General features: G+C 63.2%; 16 protein-coding genes. 12 read left to right on the top strand and 4 right to left on the bottom strand.

Annotated elements, in window-relative coordinates; translation table 11 throughout:
• Positions 1-46 precede the first annotated feature (46 nt).
• Positions 47-1324 carry a 4-aminobutyrate--2-oxoglutarate transaminase gene (gene gabT / locus PHE40_RS01870; protein ID WP_299957189.1) on the top strand — a complete coding sequence of 426 codons (1278 nt, stop codon included), beginning with the start codon at positions 47-49 and terminating at the stop codon, positions 1322-1324.
• Here the strand turns inward: gabT and PHE40_RS01865 are convergent.
• Positions 1321-2577: a sodium:proton antiporter gene (locus PHE40_RS01865; protein WP_299957187.1), complete on the bottom strand. Its 1257-nt coding sequence runs from the start codon at positions 2575-2577 to the stop codon at positions 1321-1323. The genes gabT and PHE40_RS01865 overlap by 4 nt on opposite strands.
• 76 nt (positions 2578-2653) lie before the next feature.
• Here PHE40_RS01865 and PHE40_RS01860 point away from each other — a divergent pair, with 76 nt between their 5' ends.
• Positions 2654-2782 carry a hypothetical protein gene (locus tag PHE40_RS01860; protein WP_299957185.1) on the top strand — a complete coding sequence of 43 codons (129 nt, stop codon included), beginning with the start codon at positions 2654-2656 and terminating at the stop codon, positions 2780-2782.
• Positions 2783-2790: 8 nt separating this feature from the next.
• Here PHE40_RS01860 and PHE40_RS01855 read toward each other — a convergent pair whose 3' ends face one another.
• Complete coding sequence (locus tag PHE40_RS01855; protein ID WP_299957182.1) at positions 2791-3615, bottom strand: creatininase family protein; 825 nt, start codon at positions 3613-3615, stop codon at positions 2791-2793.
• A gap of 76 nt (positions 3616-3691) precedes the next feature.
• Between PHE40_RS01855 and PHE40_RS01850 the strand changes: the two genes are divergently transcribed.
• Positions 3692-5128 (top strand): mannose-1-phosphate guanylyltransferase/mannose-6-phosphate isomerase, encoded by a 1437-nt coding sequence (locus PHE40_RS01850; RefSeq protein WP_299957179.1) that lies wholly within the window; start codon positions 3692-3694, stop codon positions 5126-5128.
• An 8-nt stretch (positions 5129-5136) separates the two neighbouring features.
• On the opposite strand, the gene PHE40_RS01845 is transcribed toward PHE40_RS01850, so the two are convergent.
• Positions 5137-5421 carry a BolA family transcriptional regulator gene (locus PHE40_RS01845; protein ID WP_299957176.1) on the bottom strand — a complete coding sequence of 95 codons (285 nt, stop codon included), beginning with the start codon at positions 5419-5421 and terminating at the stop codon, positions 5137-5139.
• Positions 5422-5758: 337 nt separating this feature from the next.
• Here PHE40_RS01845 and PHE40_RS01840 point away from each other — a divergent pair, with 337 nt between their 5' ends.
• The 7 genes from PHE40_RS01840 to PHE40_RS01810 all read left to right on the top strand — a co-directional run bounded on the left by PHE40_RS01840 (position 5759) and on the right by PHE40_RS01810 (position 13192).
• Complete coding sequence (locus PHE40_RS01840; RefSeq protein WP_299957173.1) at positions 5759-6157, top strand: J domain-containing protein; 399 nt, start codon at positions 5759-5761, stop codon at positions 6155-6157.
• Between the two features lie 62 nt (positions 6158-6219).
• A complete protein-coding gene (gene cobS / locus PHE40_RS01835) occupies positions 6220-7230 on the top strand; it encodes a cobaltochelatase subunit CobS (protein ID WP_299957170.1) in 1011 nt (336 codons plus the stop codon).
• A 6-nt stretch (positions 7231-7236) separates the two neighbouring features.
• Positions 7237-9108, top strand: coding sequence for a cobaltochelatase subunit CobT (gene cobT, locus PHE40_RS01830; protein WP_299957167.1), 1872 nt, complete (start codon positions 7237-7239; stop codon positions 9106-9108).
• 88 nt (positions 9109-9196) lie between these two features.
• Positions 9197-10348: an ATP phosphoribosyltransferase regulatory subunit gene (locus PHE40_RS01825; RefSeq protein ID WP_299957165.1), complete on the top strand. Its 1152-nt coding sequence runs from the start codon at positions 9197-9199 to the stop codon at positions 10346-10348.
• Positions 10345-11634: an adenylosuccinate synthase gene (locus PHE40_RS01820; RefSeq protein WP_299957162.1), complete on the top strand. Its 1290-nt coding sequence runs from the start codon at positions 10345-10347 to the stop codon at positions 11632-11634. The genes PHE40_RS01825 and PHE40_RS01820 overlap by 4 nt, the downstream gene beginning before the upstream one ends.
• A 117-nt stretch (positions 11635-11751) precedes the next feature.
• Positions 11752-12153: a GtrA family protein gene (locus PHE40_RS01815; protein WP_299957159.1), complete on the top strand. Its 402-nt coding sequence runs from the start codon at positions 11752-11754 to the stop codon at positions 12151-12153.
• A 52-nt stretch (positions 12154-12205) separates the two neighbouring features.
• Positions 12206-13192: a glycosyltransferase family 2 protein gene (locus PHE40_RS01810; protein ID WP_299957154.1), complete on the top strand. Its 987-nt coding sequence runs from the start codon at positions 12206-12208 to the stop codon at positions 13190-13192.
• A 156-nt stretch (positions 13193-13348) separates the two neighbouring features.
• Here the strand turns inward: PHE40_RS01810 and PHE40_RS01805 are convergent, their stop codons facing one another.
• On the bottom strand, positions 13349-14242 hold the full coding sequence (locus PHE40_RS01805; protein ID WP_299957262.1) for a site-specific tyrosine recombinase XerD: 894 nt from the start codon (positions 14240-14242) through the stop codon (positions 13349-13351).
• Positions 14243-14270: 28 nt separating this feature from the next.
• Between PHE40_RS01805 and aroB the strand changes: the two genes are divergently transcribed.
• Together aroB and lepA are read left to right on the top strand one after the other, a co-directional pair.
• Positions 14271-15914, top strand: a complete 1644-nt coding sequence (gene aroB / locus PHE40_RS01800; protein WP_299957151.1) for a 3-dehydroquinate synthase — start codon at positions 14271-14273, stop codon at positions 15912-15914.
• 83 nt (positions 15915-15997) lie between these two features.
• Entirely contained in the window at positions 15998-17803 is a 1806-nt protein-coding gene (lepA, locus tag PHE40_RS01795; RefSeq protein ID WP_299957148.1) for a translation elongation factor 4, read from the top strand.
• Positions 17804-17811: the final 8 nt, after the last annotated feature.

Below are 17811 nucleotides of genomic sequence, written 5' to 3'. Positions count from 1 at the left end.
GTAAAGCTTGCTAGGCTCACCGGGCCCTTAAGGAGTTGGAACCAATATGAGTACGAATAGTGAGTTGATGGCCCGCCGCGAAGCCGCTGTGCCCCGTGGCGTGGGCAATGCGCACCCAGTCTTTACTCAACGCGCCGAAAACGCCGAGCTTTGGGACGTCGAGGGCAAGCGCTATATCGATTTTGCCGGCGGCATCGCGGTCCTGAACACCGGGCACCGCCACCCCAAGGTGATGGCCGCAGTCACCGAGCAGCTCTCGCGATTCTCGCACACCTGCTTCCAGGTCTCGCCCTACGAGAGCTATGTCGCGCTGGCCGAACGGCTGAACGCGCTGGCGCCGATTGAAGGCCCCGCCAAGACCATCTTTTTCACCACCGGCGCCGAGGCGCTGGAAAACGCCGTGAAGATCGCCCGCGCCGCCACCGGGCGTTCCGGTGTCATCACTTTCGCCGGCGGCTACCATGGCCGCACCATGCTGACGATGGCGATGACCGGCAAGGTGTTGCCATACAAGAAAAAATTCGCACCGCTCCCGGCCGAGATCTACCATGTCCCCTTCCCGCACGCCCCCTTTGGCGTGGCCGTGCAGGACAGCCTGCGCGCCATCGACATGTTGTTCCGCGCCGATATCGAGCCGGAGCGGACCGCCGCGATCGTGCTGGAACCCGTGCAGGGGGAAGGCGGGTTTATCCAGGCGCCAACCGAGCTGATGGAGGCCCTGCGCGCCCTTTGCGACAAGCACGGCATTCTGCTGATCGTCGATGAAGTGCAGACCGGCTTCGCGCGGACCGGCAAAATGTTCGGGGTCGAGCATTCCGCCGTGAAGCCCGATATTATCACCGTCGCCAAATCGCTGGCGGGCGGGTTCCCGCTTTCCGGCGTCATCGGGCGCGCCGCGATCATGGATGCAGCCGAGCCAGGCGGGCTGGGCGGCACCTATTCCGGCTCACCCATTGCCTGCGCCGCGGCGCTGGCTGTGCTTGATGTCATCAAGGAAGAAAAACTGATCGAACGCGCCAATCATATCGGTGCAAAAATGAAACCCCGGCTGGAGGCCATCTCGCGCCGCAACAACACCGTCCCCATTGCTGAAATCCGTGGCCCAGGGGCGATGATCGCGTTTGACGTGGTGGCAACACGCGGCACCAACGAACCAGACCCCGAGATGACCAAAAAGGTGATCGCCAAGGCCCGCGAAAACGGGCTGATCTTGCTGTCCTGCGGGGTGTATGGCAATGCCATCCGTCTGCTCGTGCCGCTCACCGCCTCCGATGCACTGCTCGACGAAGGGCTGGACGTTCTCGAACAGGCGCTGACGGTCTAAAAAAACAAAAAACTCATCAGCACGTAAACCGGCGTGAGGATGAGGCTCATGAGTCCCGCGAACGCGAAAAACCCGGGCATTTTAACGGCCCGGCGCGCCGCGATTTCGCGGACCATGAGGTTGGGGGCATTGCCAAGGTAGGTAACAGGCCCAAAAAACACGGAACCAGCCGCAATCGCCGTCAGCAGATGAGCGGGTGCGGCACTCAGGCTGGCGGCATGCCCCCCCGCCGCCTCGAAAAAGATCAGATAGGTCGGCGCGGCGTCAAGAATGGCGGAGGCAATGCCCGAGGCCCAGAACCAGGACAGCGGGCTGGGGGCCAAGGCGGCCGTCTGCAATAGCTGAAAAACCGGCGTGATGGTGGCGAAGATCGCAAAAAACAGCATGACGATCTCGCGCATCGCCCCCCAGGCGAAACGGTTGTGGCTGCGGATGGCACGCGGGGTCAGAGCCTCTGAGAGCGCGATGCACCCCAGTTCAACCACGATCAACGCCAGATGCTCCCCCGGAATCTTCGCGGACAGAATAGTAACCATGCCTGGATGCCAGATACCGGCCAGAGGAATGGCGAGGATCAGCCCCACCAGCAGGAAAATATTCATCCTCCCGCCGATGCGGAATTTTTGCGGACGCGGCATGGCATCCCGCCGCGCGAAATAGAGATCCGCCACCAAGCAAAGCAGCAATACCGGCACGGCCAGAACCAGCAGCGGCCGCCAAAGATGAGCCGCCGGCCAGAAAAAGGGCACGCCACGGAGAAATCCGGCCAGCAAAGGCGGATCGCCCAGCGGTGAGAGCGCCCCGCCGCAATTGCCAACCAGAATAATAAAGGCGAGGATCAGGTGCCGTTTCTCCGCGCGATATCCATTGGCCGCCAGCAGCGGGTGGATGAGCAGCAAGGTGGCCCCGATCGTCCCCATGATCGAGGCCAGAACCGTGCCGATGACAAGAAGCAGCAGGTTGCCGCAAGGACGCCCCCAAGGGCCGCCTTTAATCGAAATCCCCCCGCCAAGCGCATAAAGCGCCAGCAGCAAGGTGATGAATGGCAGGAACTCGGCCAGCGAGGCCTGCCATAGCGTCTGCGCCGCATCCATCAGGCCGCCTGAGAGCATCCGCAGCACAAAACCCAAGGCAACCCAGCCGCCGATGACCGGGGCCATCCACCTGTGCCACAAACGCGGCGCCACACCCGGGAGGATTGCGAAACTGAGCAGAACACCTGCAAACGGAAACGCCGCGGCGAGTTGCCCCATCAGCCCAAGCCGGATACGTAGAAGGAAACCATTCTTATTACCGCTTTGACCTCTGTCTGAAAAAAGGATCTACCACATGAGCTCTGAAAACCACGACCACGACCCCAGCAACCCGCATTATTTCGGGCTTCCGCTTGGCGTGATTCTCGCCACACTGGTTGCCATTGCCGCTGTCGGCATCACTTTGCTGAAATTCCTCAAGTAGTACCGGGCTCAAACCACGCAGCCGGCGGCACCGCGCGGCAGCCTGCCAAAGTGAACCACGAATTGCGCCGCCGCGCTGATCAACGACTCGGCGGTTTGCGCCCCGAGTTCAGCTGAAGCCAGCGGCCACGCGGCCTGCGTGGCCGCAAGCGGCACCTGGTCGAATTCGACCGGCGCATCAATCGCGAGACCATGAAAATCCAAGGTGCCAAAGCCTGAAACCGGCAGACCGAGCATGGTCTCACCCCCATGCGCCAGCACCTCGCCGGGTTGCACAAAAGCACCCCGCAACGCCTTGGTGAGCGAGAGCAGCGGTTCCGCGCCATGGCCAAAACGCTCCTGGCTGCCCGCGCCAAGCTGAGCTTCCATGAGCTGGCGCGCAATTTTCCATAAATAAAATGACGGTAGAATGATATTTCGCGTCCGCCGGATCTCCAGCGTCACTTCATGAATCACCGGCACATTGCCGCCATGGCCGTTCAGGATGACAATATTGCTCAGCCCATGTCCGAGCAGGCTGGCCAGCACCTCCGCCAGCACAGCCCGGAAACTGGCCGGGGAAAGTGCCAGACCGCCCGGCGTGGCGCCAAAATAGTCCGCAACGCCAAAGGGCAGGCAGGGTGCGGCAAAGGTTACAACACCTTTATCCGTGGCGGCCTGCGCGATACGCACGGCAAGCTGCTCCGCCAGCAGGTAGTCACCCATCGGCAAATGCGGCCCATGATCCTCATGGCTGCCAAGCGGTAGCAGGACCACGGGGTTTGCCGCCGCTGCTTGCGCGAAGATTGCCGCCGTCATATCGCCAAGCCGGTAATTTTGTCTGGAATCGCTCATGATCTTGTTTTGCCGTTTCCAGTTAACAATCGTAAAGAGCCAAATTTAATTTCGTTGTACAACGGCAGGATGCATCATGGACTTCGCAGAACACGGTCAGAAAATTATCCCCGTGATCCTCTCCGGCGGATCGGGCACGCGCTTGTGGCCTGTCTCGCGCAAGAGCTTCCCAAAACAGTTCTGGCCGCTCATTTCGCAGCACTCCATGCTGGCGCAAACCGCGCTGCGCGCCGCCGGCGCCCGTTTCGCCGCCCCAATTGTCGTGACCAACCAGGATCATCGCTTCGTCGTCGCCGAGCAATTACGCAACGCGGGCATTGCGGGAGCGCAGATCATGCTGGAACCGGTGGGGCGCAACAGCGCGCCTGCGATTGCGGCAGCGGCGCTGCTGGCCGCGGAAACCGATCCCGATGCGGTTTTATGGATCATGGCGGCCGACGCCTCGATCAGCGATCTCGCAGCGCTTGAAGCCGCGGTGAACACCGCGGCCAAGGCCGCGGAGGCGGGATACTTCGTCACCTTTGGCATGCAGCCGGCCGCGCCAGAGACCGGCTACGGCTACATCGCCCAGGGCGACGCGCTGGAGGACCTGCCCGGCGTCTTTCACCTCAATCGTTTTATCGAGAAACCGGACGCCACCACCGCCGTCCGCTTATTGGCAGAAGGCGGCAACCTCTGGAACTCCGGCATGTTCATGTTCCGTGCCAGTGTATTGCTGGGCGAGATGGAGCGCTTGGCCCCCCGGCTGCTGGAGGCTGTGCGCGCCGCCATGCTGGCGCGAACCACCGACCTCGACTTCATCCGGCTTGGCGCCGAGGCCTTTGCGGCGGCGCCTGATATCAGCATCGATTACGCCATCGCTGAAAAAACCAGCAAGGCCGTCGTGGTGCCCGCAGCCATCGGCTGGTCGGATGTAGGCTCCTGGTCGGCCCTGGCCGATATCGCGCCCAAGGATACGGATGGCAATTTTGCCCTAGGCGATGTGGTGCTCGAAAACGTTCACGGCAGCTACGCCCGCAGCGACGGTATCATGACCGCGCTGCTCGGTGTGCGCGATCTGGTGGTGGTCACCACGCAGGACGCGGTGCTGGTTGCTCACAAGAACGAGGCGCAGAACGTTAAAAAAATCGTCGACCGGCTGAAGCAGATGAAACGGCCGGAAGCCGACACCCACAACCGCACCTACCGGCCATGGGGGTTCTATGAGAGCCTGATCCGGGGGGACCGCTTCCAAGTGAAGCGAATCGTCGTCTGGCCCGGGCAGAAACTTTCCCTGCAGAAGCATTTCCACCGCGCCGAGCATTGGGTGGTGGTGGCCGGCTGCGCCAGTGTCACGCGCGATGCCGAAACCCTCATGGTGCATGAGAATGAAAGCGTCTACCTGCCCCTGGGATGCATCCACCGCATGGAAAACCCCGGTAAAATCCCCCTGACCATCATCGAGGTGCAATCGGGCCCCTATCTCGGAGAGGACGACATCATCCGCTTCGAGGATACCTACGGCCGCAATTGAGGAACTTCCTAATCCTGCACCTCTTCGGGCGTGCGCAGGATTAGAGACAGCGCATGCAACCCGGTGGTAAACTCCGCCGCCAGGGCTTCATGCACCGCGCGCGAGCGCGCCACGCGCGAGAGCCCGGCCAGCGCCGGCGAGACCATGAGCACACGGTAATGCGTCTCACCGGCCTCCAGCCCACTGCGGGCGGCATGGCTCGCATGCTTGCGGCTCTCATCAAGTATCTCCAGCCTGACCGGCTTGAAAGCCGCCACCAGCAGATCGCGCATCCGATCATCTCTCTTGCTCATATTCACCACGTCATACCTTCAATCATCCGACCGTTCATCCAATCATCGTAGCGGTATCTTCTGCCCCGCGCGCATATCAGCCACAGCCGAGTGTTGCCAATTTAAGCCAAGCGCGCACATTAGGGCCATGATTTCGTCAACACGCAAGCAACCAACCCGCAAGCCGCGCGCCTATGCCCCAGACCCCAACGCCCCGGGTCAGGCGTGCGATTCGCCCGGCTGCCCGCAAGAAGGCGAATACCGCGCGCCAAAATCACGGGCCGGGTCGCGGGATTTTCATTGGTTTTGCCTAGATCACGTCCGCGCGTTCAACGCCTCCTGGGATTATTACAAAGGCATGTCGGCTGAAGAGATCGATGCGCAATTGCGCGCCGACACCTCCTGGCAGCGGCCAAGCTGGCCGCTTGGCCGGTTAGGACAAACATCGCGGATGGATGAGACGCTCGAAGCCGAGTTGCACGCCTTCGCTTTTGGCGCCCGGCCCAAGCCCGCGCCCAGCCCAGGCGTTCCGGCTGATATCCGCGAGGCTCTCAGCGTCCTGAACCTCACATGGCCGGTCACGCTGGCCACCGTGAAAGCAAAGTACAAGGAGCTTGCCAAGCGCCACCATCCGGATTCAAACAATGGCGACAAGCACTCCGAGGAAATGTTGAAATCGATCAACCTTGCCTATGCGGCGCTTCGTGGCAAACTGGCCGCAAAGCCTGCTCAGGCGTCCCAAACTTCCGGCGGTTGAGCCCGTTCGCCCAATTGCCCCACGCCGCTACCCAAATACGAAGCAACAGGATTGAACCTTTAATGAACAACATCGCCGCGCTCACCGAAACCAGCAACTCAGGCCCCTCGGCGATCAACATGCCCGATATAAAGGTTAACGCCCGCGAGGTTTTTGGCATCGACGTTAATCTGGAGGTTCCCGCTTTCTCGCTCCGCACCGAACATGTGCCCGAGATCGACCCCGCCTATCAGTTCGACCGGGAGACGACGCTCGCGATTCTGGCCGGATTCGCCTTCAACCGCCGGGTGATGATCCAGGGCTACCACGGCACCGGCAAGTCCACCCATATCGAGCAAGTGGCGGCAAGGCTCAACTGGCCTTGCATCCGCGTCAATCTGGACAGCCATATCAGCCGTATCGACCTGATCGGCAAGGACGCGATCATGCTGAAGGACGGCAAACAGGTCACCGAATTCCGCGAAGGCATCCTGCCCTGGGCGCTGCAACACCCCTGTGCGCTGGTGTTTGACGAATACGACGCCGGCCGCCCGGATGTGATGTTCGTGATCCAGCGCGTCCTTGAGGTCGAAGGCCGGCTCACCCTGCTCGACCAGAACAAGGTGATCCGCCCGCACCCGGCCTTCCGCCTGTTCGCCACCGCTAACACCGTGGGCCTGGGTGACACCACCGGGCTCTACCATGGCACGCAGCAGATCAATCAGGGGCAGATGGACCGCTGGAACATCGTCGCCACGCTCAATTATCTGCCCCACGCGCAGGAGGTGGCCATCGTGATGGCCAAACTCGGCATCCCAGCCGGTGATACAGTCCTAAAGAAGCGGACCGAGAGCATGGTGGCGCTGGCGGACCTCACCCGCGCCGGGTTCATCGCCGGGGACATCTCCACCGTGATGTCGCCGCGCACCGTTATCACCTGGGCGGAAAATACCAGGATTTTCGGCGATATCGGCTTTGCCTTCCGTCTCACCTTCCTCAACAAATGCGACGAGGCCGAACGCAACACCGTGGCTGAGTATTATCAGCGCTGCTTCAACGAGGAGATCTCAACCGGCTTGCGCCAGCCGGCCTGAAACCAGATGACCGCGAATAACGACCAGGGCCGCAGCGAAGACTTCAAACGCGCCACAGCCAATGCGCTGCGGGCCATGGCGCAGACGCCTGACGTGGAAGTTGCCTACCAGCCCGGCCCCTCCGGGCTGGCTGGCAAGCGCGCCCGGCTGCCCGCCCCCTCGCGCGCCCTGGCGCCGCCCGAGATGGCAAAATTGCGCGGTGCCGCGGACTCACTCGCCCTGCGCCTACGCTATCACGACAATGCCATCCATGCCGCCCGTAACCCCGCCTCCAAGGAGGCGCGCGAAGCCTATGATGCGCTGGAGCAGGCCCGCGTTGAGGTCTTCGGCTCCGAACACATGGCCGGCGTTGCCGCGAATTTGCGCGGCAAGCTGAACGAGGAGTGCGAAAACGAGGGGCTCGGCCGCATGACGCTGCGTGAGCAGCTTCCCCTGGCCAGCGCTCTCGCCCTGCTTGCGCGCGAGCGGATGGACCCTGCTTCGCTACCCGAGCCGGCCCAAAAAATACTAGCCTTGTGGCGCGGCACGCTGGGCGATGACGCCGAAGCGGCCCTGGATGAACTGGCCGCCACCCGCGCCAGCCAGGCGCATTACACCAAAGCCGCGCGCAAGCTGCTGGCGGCGGTCCATCTGGCGGAGGCGGAGGCAGAAGCAACCGAGGAGGATGAATCCGAAAACGCCGAGGATTCGGGGGAGCAAACTTCGCAGCAGGACAACTCCCAGGACAGCGACGCCCAGAGCCAGGAAGAGGCCATGCTCGCGGCACAGCCGGAAATGACCGAGGGCGAAGCCGCCGACCAGGACACCGGGGAAGACAGCGACGCCGAAGACAGCGCCGCCGATGCTGAAGACGCTCCCGCAGGCCCCCAGCAGCACCGCCCGCCCGCCCATGGCGATGACAGCGCGGCCTACCGGGCCTTTACCCGCACGCATGATGAAGAGATCAAGGCCGAAGACCTTTGTGACCCCGATGAGCTGACCCGGTTGCGCCAGCAGCTGGACCAGCAATTACAGCATCTGCATGCCGTGGTGGCCAAGCTGGCAAACCGGCTGCAACGCCGGCTGCAGGCGCAGCAAACCCGGGCCTGGGAGTTTGACCTGGAAGAAGGCATGCTCGACGCCGCCCGGCTGTCGCGGATCATCGTCGATCCGCTTCTGGCCCTCACCTATAAGCGCGAACGCGATACGGAATTCCGTGATACCGTGGTCACCCTGCTGATTGACAATTCAGGCTCGATGCGCGGGCGGCCGATCACCGTGGCGGCGATGTGCGGCGATATTCTCGCCCGTACGCTGGAGCGCTGCGCGGTGAAGGTGGAGATTCTGGGCTTCACCACCCGCGCGTGGAAAGGCGGGCAGAGCCGGGAGCAATGGGTTGCCGCCGGCAAACCGCCAAACCCGGGCCGGCTGAATGATCTGCGCCACATCATCTACAAATCCGCCGACACCCCCTGGCGCCGGGCCCGCAAGAATCTGGGGTTGATGCTGCGCGAAGGGCTGCTGAAGGAAAATATCGACGGCGAAGCACTCGTCTGGGCCTACCGGCGGCTGCTCGCGCGCCCGGAGCACCGGCGCATTCTCATGGTCATCAGCGACGGCGCCCCGGTTGACGACTCCACCCTCTCGGTGAATTCCGGCAACTATCTGGAGCGGCATCTGCGCGATGTAATCCGCGACATCGAGACCCGCGAACTGGTGGAGCTGATCGCCATCGGCATTGGGCATGACGTGACCCGCTATTACCGCCGGGCCGTGACGATTGTTGACGCCGAGGAGCTGGGCGGCACGATGATGCGCAAACTTACCGAACTGTTCGATGAGGACGAAGCCGAGGCGTGGTCCCGCTTTGCCGGGCGGAGCGCCGCGATGATCGCCTAATTATCATCAAACCCCGCCGCGCCAGCACCGGGCAATTGGACGTACGGCGCAGCAATGCTATAGCGCCGCGCCACTGTCATTGGTTCCCATGAACGAATCCTCGCTTACCCACCCCGCTTTGCTCCCCGCCGGCCTGCGCGATGTCCTGCCTCCCGAGGCGGAGCTGGAGGCGCGTTCGGTCGAAGCCATCATGGATTGCTTCGCCGCGCACGGCTATCAACGCGTGAAGCCGCCGCTGCTGGAGTTTGAAGACAGCCTGTTCGCGGGCTCAGGCGCCGCCACGTCCGAGCAAACCTTCAGGCTCATGGACCCCGACAGCCAGCGCATGATGGGCCTGCGGGCCGATACGACGCCGCAGATCGCCCGGCTGGCGGCCACACGGCTGGCCAGCGCCCCGCGGCCGCTGCGGCTGGCTTATGCCGGGCAATGCCTGCGGGTGCGCGGCTCGCAGTTGCAGCCGGAGCGCCAAATTGCCCAGGCCGGCATCGAGCTGGTCGGCCATGATACCCCCGAAGCCGACGCCGAGATCATTTTAACGGCCGTTGAAGCTCTGGCGGCCATCGGCCTGACCAGCATCAGCATCGACCTCACAGTGCCCCGGCTGGTCCTGCATCTGCTCGAAGACTTCCCCGCCGTAAACCGCCCCGCCCTTGCGCGCGCGCTGGACCGCAAGGACGCCGCCGAGGTGGCCGAGCTTGGCGGCCCCATCGCGGGGCTGCTGCTCCAGCTCCTGGATGCCACTGGGACCGCCGAGCGCGCGATACCAGCCTTGCTGGCGATCAACCTGCCGGAGAGCGCGCGTATTCAGGCCGTGCGCATGGCCGAGACCGTCGCCGTCATACGGCGCCAGCGGCCCGGCCTGCCCTTAACCGCCGATCCCGTGGAATTTCGCGGCTACCAATATCACACCGGCATCTGCATGACCCTGTTCGCCCCCGGGCGGCAGGCGGAGCTTGGCCGGGGAGGACGCTATCTATGCGGCGCCGGCGAACCCGCCACCGGCATCACGCTGTATCCTGACACCATTGTCCGCGCTGCCCCCGCCCCGGCGCTGCGTCCGCGCATCTATCTGCCCTTCGGCACCACGCCAGAACAGGCGACCTCCTGCCGGGCGCGTAATTTCGCCACCATCGCCGGGCTGGCGGCACACGCCGCACCGCGGCAGGAAGCAACCCGGCTTGGCTGCAGCTATATCTATGAAGACGGGGCCATCGCTCCACTTGCCAAGGATCTGAAATGACCAACGTAACAATTATCGGCGCGCAATGGGGTGACGAGGGCAAAGGCAAGGTGGTGGACTGGCTCGCCAGCCGCGCGGATGTGGTGGTGCGCTTCCAGGGCGGGCACAATGCGGGGCATACCCTGGTCGTCGGCGAACAGACGTATAAGCTCTCACTGCTGCCCTCCGGCCTGGTGCGCGGCAAGCTTGGCATCATCGGCAACGGCGTGGTCATAGACCCGTTCGCCCTGCTGGCGGAAATCGCCCGTCTCTCCGCCCAGGGCCTGCCGGTAACGCCGGAGACCCTGCGCATCGCCGACAATGCGCCGCTCATCCTGCCCTTGCACGCAGCGCTGGACAGCGCGCGCGAGGTTGCGCGCGGCGAGCGCAAAATCGGCACCACCGGGCGCGGCATTGGCCCGGCCTACGAAGATAAAGTCGCCCGCCGGGCCATCCGGGTCTGCGATCTGGCCGAGCCGGAGACCCTCTCCGCCAAACTCGACGAGCTGTTGCTGCACCACAACACATTGCTGGCCGGCCTCGGGGCGCCAACCTTCAACAAGGCCGACCTGCTCGCCAGCCTGCTCGCGCTGGCGCCCCAAATCCTGCCCTTCGCCGAACCCGTCTGGGAGCGGCTGGCTCAGGCCCGCCACGATGGCCAGCGTATTCTGTTTGAAGGCGCGCAGGCGGTGATGCTCGATGTCGACCACGGCACCTACCCGTTTGTCACCTCCTCCAACACGGTCGCGGGCACCGCGGCGTCGGGCAGCGGCATGGGGCCGGACGCCGTGGGCCGCGTGCTGGGAATCGCCAAAGCCTACTGCACACGCGTCGGCTCAGGCCCCTTCCCGACCGAGCTGAACGACGATACCGGCCGGATGCTTGGCGAACGCGGTCATGAATTCGGCACGGTAACAGGCCGTAAGCGCCGTTGCGGCTGGTTTGATGCCGCATTGGTCCGCCAGGCCGTGAAGGTCGGCGGCATCAACGGGCTCGCGCTCACCAAGCTGGACGTGCTCGATGGCTTCAGCGAATTAAAAATCGGCGTTGGCTACCGGATCAACGGCCAGACCTTCAAACATCTACCCGCCGGCATGGCCGCCCAGGCCACCGCCGAGCCGATTTATGAAGTCCTCGAAGGCTGGAGCGCTTCCACCCGTGGCGCCCGCTCCTGGGCGCAGCTACCCGCCGCCGCGATCAAATACGTCAAGCGAATCGAGGAACTGGTCGAAGCGCCCGTCACCCTGCTTTCAACCAGCCCGGAGCGTGACGATACGATCCTGGTGCAGGATCCGTTTGCGAGCTGATTTGGTGCTGCCAGTCCTCCACCCCCGCTCCACCATGGCTTCACCCCGCGCCGCAAAGCGGGGTGAATAGTGGCGAATGTGGCGTACCAAAAACTCCTGGCCGGGCTGGAAGCCTCCGTGGCGCTGTTTTCGCGCAGCGGCGTCAGCGAAAAATTCATCCGTTTCGCCATCGTCGGCACAATGGGGTTTTTCTGGGATACCAGCACGGTCTACGCGCTGCGCGGCGTCATGGGGCTCTACATGGCCGGCGTCATGGGCTTCCTGGTGGCCGCCACAGCCAATTGGGGCGCCAACCGTATCTGGACATTCCGCCACCACATCCACACCGCGCCACATGTGCAATGGATGCGCTTTCTCCTCGCCAACTCCATCGGTTTCGTGTTTAACCGGGGAACATTTTTCGCATTGATTTCAATAAGTAAACTCTGCCACGCCCAGCCGGTGCTCCCTATCATTGCAGGCTCCGCCGCCGGCCTGAGTTTCAATTATTTTCTTTCCAGAAGATTTGTCTTCAGTTAATGCAATCCAAGGTAGTCTAAGCGTTAAAATTCAACCTTGGGGTAGGTCAACGATGCTCAAGGCACATCCCGCCGTAACAGCGAGGAAACCGCCCCCGAAACTACTGGCGGGCCGCCGCCCGGCCATAGACGCTTATGACGCTGACATCGTCATTCTGTCCCTGGACCAGCCCACGGAGACAATCGAGACAATCCAGTCCGCCCTGGCGCAACGCGGCGGCATGTTCCATGTCACGGTGCTGGACCAGGGCTCCCGCCCGGAAACCCGGCAGACTCTGGCCAGATTATTCGCAAATACCCCCCATTTCTCGTTATACGCCGCCGCGAAAAATCCAGGCGTTGCCGCCGGACGCAATCTTCTGGCCACCCTTGGGCATGGCCGGATTATCGTGGCGCTTGATACCGGCGCCGTCTTTGCCGGAAAATGGGTGCTCGCCGAGGCTCTGCGGGCCTTCAACCAACGGCCAGAATTAGGAGCATTGGGCTTCAACATCCTCAGCGCCGGCGCCCAGACCCCGGACAAATCAAGCTGGGCCTACCCTTTGCATCGCATCACCCGGTCCAACGGCCGGTTCGATGCCACAACCCTTCCGCGCGCCGGACATGCGATCCGCCGTGTAACCTGGAACGCCGCCGGCGGTTATGACCCAGGGTTCTTTTCCGCCTGGGAAGAATACGACTTCTGCCTCTCCGCCATCGCCCGCAACTGGACCATTTCATACGACGGCACGCTGGCCATCATTTATAAGACCGCGCCAAACGCCCCCGCCATCGAGGCCCTCACGCATATGGCGCCTTTTGTCCGCAACCGGCTGCTCATTGGCCGCAAATGGGGCGCCTCATGGCTGGCGCTGGTCCCGCGCATGCTCGCTTATCTCGTAACGGCCTTTTGGCACGGCTGCCCGAGGGCGGCATGGGATGGCATCCGGGCCGCCTATCGCGACGATCCTCCAACCCGCCGCAAAATGTCCAAGGAGATGCGCCGCTATATCGCCGCCAACGAGGCCCGGCACGAGCGCTCCCAGAGCGCGATCGTTTGAGGTTCACTCAGGCGAGCCAGCCGAAAGCGTGAATCACCCTCTGAAAATAGCCAGAGCGCGATCGTTTGAGGTTCGCTCAGGTGAGCGAGCCGAAAGCGTGAACGCCCTCTGAAAATAGCCAGAGCGCGATCGCAGTTAACGCGACCGGGCTCTGGCTCAGCGCGCCAGCGGATGATGCGCCTGCACTAGGCGTTGCAGGCGTTCGGCCAGCACATGGGTATAAATCTGCGTCGTGGCGATATCTGCATGGCCCAGCAGTTTTTGCAGGCTCCGCAAATCCGCGCCATGCGCCAGCAGATGCGAGGCAAAAGAGTGCCGCAGCACATGCGGTGACAAGCGGGCCGGGTCTGTGTTCGCCCGCAGCGCCACTTGCTTGAGCAAAAGGGCAAAGCCCTGGCGGGTCATTGCCTGGGCCGGGTCACGACCACTGAAGAGGTAGCGCGGCGGCGGCTTCAGCCCGGCCGATGCCTCCCGCAACCGCGCCGCCGCCAGTTTCGCAATGTCGGAAAGCGGCACAATCCGCTCCCGCCCGCCCTTGCCCTTCAACATCAAAACAGTGGCATCGCTGGCCAGAGCGCGGACCGGCAGCGCCAGCAACTCCGAGACGCGCAAGCCCGTGGCGTATAAAATCTCCAGCCCGGCATAGGCCTTCAACCCCGGCAACCCCGGAAACTCCCGCGCGGCCTGCAAAAGCCCGTCAACCTCGGCCTCGCTTAAATATTTCGGCAGGCTTTGCGGCAGGCGCGGGCTTGCCACCTCGGCGGCCGGATTATCCTCGCGTATGCCCTCGCGCAGCAGAAACAGAAAAAACTGCCGCAGCGCCGAGAGCCGCCGCGCCTGCGTGCGCGCCGCCAGCCCGGATTGGTGCAACGAGCCGATATACTCACCCACATGCCCAGCGTTAGCCCCACCCGGCTTTACGCCCCGCGGACGCGCAAATGCCGCGAAATCCTCCAGATCCGCCCGGTACGCGGCAAGCGTGTTGCGCGCCGCGCCGCGCTCGGCCGCCAACATTTCCAGGAACGCCTCGATATGGCCATCTATCGTCATGCGGATGATGTGATAAGCCTCTCCCACGATGCGACTCAACACCCAAAACCTTCCCCCCTCCGAACGGAGTATCGTGCTCGTCGGCCTGATGGGCGCCGGCAAGACCGCCATCGGCAAACGCCTGGCGGCCCAGTTGGGTTTGCCGTTTTTTGACGCCGACCATGAAATTGAGCGCGCCGCCGGCATCACCATCGCGGAGATTTTCGCCAAACATGGCGAGGCGCATTTCCGCGCCGGGGAAAAGCGTGTCATCCAAAGGCTGCTCGCGGACGGACGAATCGTCCTGGCCACGGGTGGCGGCGCCTTCATGGACCCGGAAACCAGGGCAACGGTACGCCAGCGCGCCATTTCGGTATGGCTGCGCTGCCCCCTGCATATCCTCATGCAACGGGTCCACGGCCGTACGCACCGGCCACTGCTCAACGCCGGTGACCCGGCGCAAATCCTGCAACGCCTTTCCCATGAACGCAGCCCGTTCTATGCCCAGGCGGACATCATCGTCACCGGTTCAGAGGACCCCCCGCACGTGACCACCAGCAATGTTATCACCGCCCTGAACAACTACATCGCCCCACGCCGGGTGAGCGTGCAATTGTCCCAGAGCCACTACGATGTCGTGATCGGCTCCCAACTGCTTGCGCGCGCCGGCGCGCTGATCGCGCCGGTGTTGCCACAACCGCGCTGCGTGATCGTGACCGACACAACCGTGGCGGCCCTGCATCTGGCGGCATTGCAAAACAGCCTTACCGAAACCGGCGTCAGCCACGACTCCATCATCGTGCCCCCCGGTGAAGCCTCCAAAAGCCTGCACGCCTGGGCTGACGTCGTGGACCAGTTGCTGGTGCGGAAGGTTGACCGCCATACCACGATTATCGCCCTTGGCGGCGGCGTGGTGGGCGATCTGGCCGGTTTCGCCGCAGCCGCCACCCTGCGCGGCCTGCCCTTCATCCAGATCCCGACCACCCTGCTGGCCCAGGTGGACTCAAGCGTTGGCGGCAAAACCGGCATCAACTCACCGCATGGCAAAAACCTCATCGGCGCCTTTCACCAGCCCATCATGGTCCTGGCCGACACCAGCATCCTCGCCACCCTGCCCCCGCGCGAGCGCCGCTCGGGCTATGCGGAAATCGTGAAGGCCGGGCTGATCGCCGATGCAGCCTTCTATGAATGGTGCGAATCCCACGTCCCGGCAATGCTGGATGAGGATTCGCACGCCCTGGCGGAAGCCGTGGAACGGGCAGTCCGCTTCAAGGCTCAGGTCGTGGGTGATGACGAGCGGGAAACCAAACCCAACAACGGCCGCGCCCTGCTCAACCTTGGCCATACCTTCGCACATGCGCTGGAAGCCGAGACCGGCTACGGCCCGGGCCTGCTGCACGGCGAGGCAGTGGCAGCCGGCCTGGTGCTCGCCACGCATTTGTCCGCCGCGCTCGGCCATTGCCCGCAGGAGGATACCAGCCGCATCGCCGCGCATCTGCGCAGCGCCGGCCTGCCCACGCAAATCGCCGGCCTGCCGGCGGCGCATCTGCTCGCCCACATGAAGCAGGACAAAAAAATGCTCGGCGGGCGGCTGCATTTCGTGCTGACGCGCGGCATCGGCCAGGCATTCACCAGCAGCGAGGTGCCCGAAGAGGCCGTGCGCGCTACACTGCTCGCCAACGGCGCGCTGTAGCGCCGCCACCAGGCGGGAAGGATTCGCCCCTTCCCGCCTTTATAGCTGTCGACGTTGCGGCCGTTTCTGCGTATGTCACACCCATGACCGACACGCCGACCGAACTGATCCGTAATTTCTCCATCATTGCCCATATCGACCATGGCAAATCCACCCTTGCTGATCGCCTGATCCAGTATTGCGGTGGCCTGACCGCGCGCGAGATGACCGAGCAGGTGCTCGACAATATGGACATCGAAAAAGAACGCGGCATCACCATCAAGGCGCAGACCGTGCGGCTGGAATACCCTGCCAAGGACGGTAAAACCTATGTGCTGAACCTGATGGACACGCCCGGCCATGTCGATTTCGCCTATGAGGTGAGCCGTTCCCTGGCCGCGTGCGAGGGCTCGCTGCTGGTGGTGGACGCCTCCCAGGGCGTGGAGGCGCAGACGCTGGCCAATGTGTATCAGGCCATCGACGCGCACCATGAAATTGTCCCGGTGCTGAACAAGATCGACCTGCCCGCCGCCGATGTGCCGCGCGTGAAGCAGCAGATCGAGGACGTGATCGGCATCGACGCCTCCGATGCCGTGGAAATTTCCGCCAAGACCGGGCTGAACATCGAGGGCGTGCTGGAAGCCCTCGTCACCCGCCTCCCCGCCCCCAAGGGCGATGCCGAAGCCCCGCTCTCCGCTTTGCTGATCGACAGCTGGTACGACCAGTATCTCGGCGTCGTCACCCTCGTGCGCGTTAAAAACGGGCGGCTGAAACGCGGCCAGAAGGTGCGCATGATGGCGACCGGCGCCGTGCATCCCATCGAGCAGCTCGGCGTCTTCACGCCGAAAATGCGCGCCGTGGAAAGCCTGGGGCCGGGCGAGATGGGCTATATCACCGCCGCCATTAAAACCGTGGCGGATTGCAAGGTGGGTGACACCATCACCGACGACCGCAACCCGGTGGCCGAGGCGCTGCCCGGCTTCAAACCCTCGATCCCGGTGGTCTGGTGCGGGCTGTTCCCGGTGGATGCCGATGATTTCGAGAAGCTGCGCGACTCGCTGGGCAAGCTGCGCCTGAACGACGCCAGCTTCCACTACGAGGCTGAAACCTCGGCCGCGCTCGGCTTTGGCTACCGCTGCGGCTTCCTCGGTCTGTTGCATCTGGAAATCATCCAGGAACGGCTGAGCCGCGAGTTCGACCTCAACCTGATCGCGACCGCGCCCTCCGTGGTATATAAAATCTTCAAGACCAACGGCGAGATGGAGGAGTTGCACAACCCCTCCGACATGCCCGACGGCAGCGTGATCGACCATGTCGAGGAGCCCTGGATCAAGGCCACCATCATGGTGCCCGATGACTACCTGGGCGCGGTGCTAACCCTGTGCAACGAGCGCCGTGGCCAGCAGGCGGACCTAACTTATGTCGGCACCCGCGCCATGGCGGTGTACCGCCTGCCGCTGAATGAGGTGGTGTTCGACTTTTACGACCGCCTGAAATCCATCAGCCGGGGCTATGCCAGTTTCGACTACCAGCTTGAGGATTATGCCGAGGCTGATCTCGTCAAAATCTCAATCCTGGTGAACCAGGAGCCGGTGGATGCACTTTCCTTCATCGCGCACCGTTCCCAGGCGGAGGCTCGCGGCCGCTCCATTTGCGCCAAGCTGAAAGATCTGATTCCAAAACAGCTCTTCAAAATCGCCATCCAGGCCGCCATCGGCAGCCGGGTCATCGCGCGCGAGACCATCTCTGCCATGTCCAAGGATGTGACGGCGAAGTGCTACGGTGGCGATATCAGCCGCAAGCGCAAGCTGCTGGACAAGCAGAAAGAAGGCAAAAAGCGCATGCGCCAATTCGGCAAGGTGGAAATCCCACAGAGCGCCTTCCTGGCCGCGCTCAAGATGGACGCCTGAGCCGCTAG

It is taken from the genome of Acidocella sp. (genome assembly GCF_028687955.1).
Classification (GTDB): domain Bacteria; phylum Pseudomonadota; class Alphaproteobacteria; order Acetobacterales; family Acetobacteraceae; genus Acidocella.
Note: the sequence above shows the minus strand (reverse complement) of the source record. Positions and strands in the feature narration are given on the sequence as shown.

Bases quoted from the DNA above. Each gene is read 5' to 3' on its own strand.
- gabT (WP_299957189.1), top strand. From the start codon at position 47: ATGAGTACGAATAGTGAGTTGATGGCCCGCCGCGAAGCCGCTGTGCCC.
- PHE40_RS01865 (WP_299957187.1), bottom strand. From the start codon at position 2,577: ATGGGGCAACTCGCCGCGGCGTTTCCGTTTGCAGGTGTTCTGCTCAGT.
- PHE40_RS01860 (WP_299957185.1), top strand. From the start codon at position 2,654: ATGAGCTCTGAAAACCACGACCACGACCCCAGCAACCCGCATTATTTC.
- PHE40_RS01855 (WP_299957182.1), bottom strand. From the start codon at position 3,615: ATGAGCGATTCCAGACAAAATTACCGGCTTGGCGATATGACGGCGGCA.
- PHE40_RS01850 (WP_299957179.1), top strand. From the start codon at position 3,692: ATGGACTTCGCAGAACACGGTCAGAAAATTATCCCCGTGATCCTCTCC.
- PHE40_RS01845 (WP_299957176.1), bottom strand. From the start codon at position 5,421: ATGAGCAAGAGAGATGATCGGATGCGCGATCTGCTGGTGGCGGCTTTC.
- PHE40_RS01840 (WP_299957173.1), top strand. From the start codon at position 5,759: ATGTCGGCTGAAGAGATCGATGCGCAATTGCGCGCCGACACCTCCTGG.
- cobS (WP_299957170.1), top strand. From the start codon at position 6,220: ATGAACAACATCGCCGCGCTCACCGAAACCAGCAACTCAGGCCCCTCG.
- cobT (WP_299957167.1), top strand. From the start codon at position 7,237: ATGACCGCGAATAACGACCAGGGCCGCAGCGAAGACTTCAAACGCGCC.
- PHE40_RS01825 (WP_299957165.1), top strand. From the start codon at position 9,197: ATGAACGAATCCTCGCTTACCCACCCCGCTTTGCTCCCCGCCGGCCTG.
- PHE40_RS01820 (WP_299957162.1), top strand. From the start codon at position 10,345: ATGACCAACGTAACAATTATCGGCGCGCAATGGGGTGACGAGGGCAAA.
- PHE40_RS01810 (WP_299957154.1), top strand. From the start codon at position 12,206: ATGCTCAAGGCACATCCCGCCGTAACAGCGAGGAAACCGCCCCCGAAA.
- PHE40_RS01805 (WP_299957262.1), bottom strand. From the start codon at position 14,242: ATGACGATAGATGGCCATATCGAGGCGTTCCTGGAAATGTTGGCGGCC.
- aroB (WP_299957151.1), top strand. From the start codon at position 14,271: ATGCGACTCAACACCCAAAACCTTCCCCCCTCCGAACGGAGTATCGTG.
- lepA (WP_299957148.1), top strand. From the start codon at position 15,998: ATGACCGACACGCCGACCGAACTGATCCGTAATTTCTCCATCATTGCC.